This window comes from Paraclostridium benzoelyticum (assembly GCF_001006285.1).
Lineage (GTDB): Bacteria > Bacillota > Clostridia > Peptostreptococcales > Peptostreptococcaceae > Paraclostridium > Paraclostridium benzoelyticum.
Genome location: NZ_LBBT01000244.1, coordinates 1 through 3,661, shown reverse-complemented (window position 1 = coordinate 3,661; position 3,661 = coordinate 1). Strand labels below are relative to the sequence as shown.

Annotated in this window: 3 protein-coding genes; 1 reads left to right on the top strand and 2 read right to left on the bottom strand. The window is 26.1% G+C overall.

Going from position 1 to position 3,661, the window contains the following annotated elements; all coding sequences use genetic code 11:
* The first annotated feature begins 76 nt into the window (after positions 1-76).
* Positions 77-1,969: a tetratricopeptide repeat protein gene (locus VN21_RS12320; protein WP_046823523.1), complete on the top strand. Its 1,893-nt coding sequence runs from the start codon at positions 77-79 to the stop codon at positions 1,967-1,969.
* Between the two features lie 90 nt (positions 1,970-2,059).
* Here VN21_RS12320 and VN21_RS12315 read toward each other — a convergent pair whose 3' ends face one another.
* On the bottom strand, positions 2,060-2,689 hold the full coding sequence (locus tag VN21_RS12315; RefSeq protein ID WP_046823522.1) for a manganese efflux pump MntP: 630 nt from the start codon (positions 2,687-2,689) through the stop codon (positions 2,060-2,062).
* Between the two features lie 227 nt (positions 2,690-2,916).
* Entirely contained in the window at positions 2,917-3,591 is a 675-nt protein-coding gene (locus tag VN21_RS12310) for a Crp/Fnr family transcriptional regulator (RefSeq protein WP_025163144.1), read from the bottom strand.
* Between the last annotated feature and the right edge of the window lie 70 nt (positions 3,592-3,661).

Sequence of the window (3,661 nt, the reverse complement as noted above, 5' to 3'; positions counted from 1 at the left end):
TGGATATATATTGTATAATGATATATTATGGTAAAATATGTATAATATAATACAAAAGGTAGGTAGGGAATTGTTTATGAATAAAATTAAATTTTCAATAAAAAAAATAAAAGATATCCCAACTGATCCTAAGATAATGTATGCTAAAGCTAGCCTTTACATTAAATTAGGGAAGATTGATGATGCTATAGAGCTATTAACTCAAGCTTCAATAAATCACTATGACAAGGCTCAATATACGTTAGCCAAGTTATATCAGTCTGAGGGTAATATAGAAGAATGTGAAAAATGGCTTAAACTGGCATTTAAAAGTGGAGTTGAAGAAGCTGCTTATGATTTGGGAAGTATCTATTATAGTTTAGAAGCATATGAATATTCTATATATTGGTATGAAAAGATAGCATTGCTGGGGCATTTGAAGGCTCAAAATAACTTAGGGGTAATTTATTTTAAGTTAAGAGACTACGAAAATTCTATAAGATGGTTAAAAGAAGCTAGTGAGGGTAAACTCTCTGATGCTCTTTTCAATCTAGGTATTTTATATAGATATGCAAATGATGTTCAAAATGCAATAGATTGCTTTAAAAGAGGTTCTATTTTAGGAAATAATCATGCAAAATATAATTTAGCTATGATATATCAAGAAAATGGGGACTTTAAAGATGCTATTTCAAACTATAAACAATTGTCTAAATTGGGATACGAAAAAGCTTGCTATAATTTAGCTCTTTTGTTTGAATCAGATCAAAATTATGAAGAAGCTAAAATTTATTACAAAAAAGCTGCTGAAAAAGGTAATGAAAAATGCAGTTTTAGGTTAGCTTACATATATGATGAGCAAGAAAACTATGAAGAAGCTAAGTTTTACTATAAAGTTGCTTATGATAAAAGCAATATATTATCTAGTTATAAACTAGGCAATATTTATAATAAAGAAAATGATTTAAACACAGCTAAAATGTATTATAAAGAAGCTTCTGACAAAGACATAATACAAGCTACTAATAATTTAGCTGGACTTTTATTTGAAGAGAAATTATATGAAGAAGCTATTCCTCTGTATAAAAAATGTATAGATTATGGATTTAGAGAATCTATAGAAAATCTAGGAGATCTTTATAAACAAATAGATGATACAGATTCTGCAATTGACTATTACAAACAGATAGAAGATTTAACATCTGTTCAAGTTAAACTTGGTAATATATATGAACAATTGAAAAACTTTGATTTAGCAATTAAGTATTATCTAAAAGCAGCTGAAAATAATGACCTGGAATCAATTTATAGATTAGGTATTATTTATGAAGAATTAGATGATTATGATAAAGCGATAAGTTTTTATGAAAAAGCTATTGAAAAAGATCACTTGAATTCTAGGATTCATTTAGGGAAAATTTTATTTGAGAAAGAAGAATATGAGCTTTCTAAAAAATTATTTGAAGTTCCCGCAAATGAGGATAATGGATACTCACAACATATGTTAGGTATAATATATAGCATTTATTATAAAGATTATGTAAGTGCTAAGTATTGGTATGAAAAAACAAGAGAAAAAGGGTGTATAGAATCTATATTTAATTTAGGTCAATTGAGTCTAAAATTAAATGAAGATAGTGAAGCTGAAAAATATTTTAAAGAAGGAAGCAAGTTAGGCAATAAGAAATGTGAATATATGCTAGCTAGCCTATATTATAAAAAGAGCTTTGAAGCTTATGAAAGTTTAGCAAACGAAAATTATGATAATAGTGAAGAAGTGTTTAAAAAACTTCCAAAGTTAATTTTGAATTTTGACCAAATACTCATATCGCCTTTTGAAACTATTAAACCTAATGAAGAAGAAGATATGTATGTGCCTAAGTATTTATTATATACAGATGAAAAAATAGATAATTTATATGAAAATGAGTTAACTCATATGATTGTAGATGGAAATTTAGAGTTTAATATAGAAAATATAACTAAATAATACAGAAATGGATAAAAAAGCATACAAGAACAAATGTTCGAAGGGCTAGTTTTATCCATTTTTTATGTTAAAATACATATTTTTTATAATTTACTTAAAAAAGTCAATAAAATTTGATAAAAATCCTGTATGCTCGTTGAATATGTTAATACCTATACATATTAATATAATACCACCTATAATTTCGGCATAATTTTTTAATATTGGACCTATTTGTTTTCCTATCAAAACACCTATAAAACACACTATAAAAGTTATTATAGCTATAGCGCTTACAACTGGGACTATAGATATATTTAAAAATGCAAAACTAACACCAACGGCAAGTGCATCTATGCTAGTAGCAACAGATAATACTATTAAATCTTTTATTTTTATATCGTTATCACTAAAGTTATTTTGAGTATTATCTTGAGCTATATCTAAAGCAACTTCATCCTCATCTTCACCTTCAATAGATTCATATATCATTTTTATTCCTAAGAATGATAGTAATATTAATGCAATCCAATGATCAAAAGCCTTTATGTATCCTTCAAAGCTAATTCCTAGGGCCCATCCAATTAGAGGCATTCCTCCTTGAAATAAACCAAAGAAAAAAGCTATTTTAAAAGCTAATTTTGTTGTTATATTTTTAATTGTCATTCCTTTAGTTATAGATACAGCAAATGCATCCATAGATAAAGCAATTGACGTTAATAAAATTGATATTAAACTCATAATCATTATTCCTCCTTAACTTTTTATAATATGCACAAAAAAAACGAGACTTATACACGAAAAAATCGTGTATGAGTCTCGCTATTTAAGATTAGACCAGACTTTATAGTCATTATGTTGATCTAATCACACTTTACGTGCTAGCTACTCCCTCAACAAGAGAATAGAAAGTTTATTCAATTCTTTTATAATTTTACATAATATGTAAGTATAAGTCAATTAAAACTTTATAACTGACTTAGATGAATTAATTTGTCTCTATTGATTATGGTTATTTTACCTCTTTGAGATGTGATTATATCTTTGTTTTTAAAATCTGTAAGTAGTCTAGTTATTACTTCTCGGCTAGTTCCTAACTCCTGAGCAATTTTTTCTTGAGTTAAATATAAATAATCACTATTATTAGTTCTTTTAGAAATATCTAATAGATACTTAGAAACCCTTACATCCATACGTTCAAAAGCTATTTCTTCCAATAAATTTATGACTTCTGTATATTTAGTAAATAAATTTGAAACCATATACTTTTGAAAGTCTAAAGTATTATATATATACTTGTTAAAAATGTCAGTTGGAATAAAAATTATCTTTGTAGGTTCTATAACTTCTGCAAATGCTGGAAAAACTTCATTCGATAACATACAAGACATAGATAAATAACAAGTATCTCCGCTAGAAAGCTTATATAAAGTTACTTCTTTTCCTTTATCTGAAATTTTATAAACTCTTATAGATCCTTTTAAAATTAAAGAAAAACCTCTACACTGTTCTCCTCTAGCTATTATTTCAGAGTTTATATCGAAACTTTCAACCACTAATCTAGATTCAATAAGATTTTTAATTGGTTCATCTAATTTATTAATGAAACTGTATGTATCACATAGTTCTTTAAAAACTGTCATAAGATCCCCCCTAAATATAAGTTAAAATTATTTTTTATATACTAAAATTATATATTAATATATATTAATA

Coding starts and splice junctions, on each gene's coding strand:
- VN21_RS12320 (WP_046823523.1), top strand. CDS start 77: ATGAATAAAATTAAATTTTCAATAAAAAAAATAAAAGATATCCCAACT.
- VN21_RS12315 (WP_046823522.1), bottom strand. CDS start 2,689: ATGAGTTTAATATCAATTTTATTAACGTCAATTGCTTTATCTATGGAT.
- VN21_RS12310 (WP_025163144.1), bottom strand. CDS start 3,591: ATGACAGTTTTTAAAGAACTATGTGATACATACAGTTTCATTAATAAA.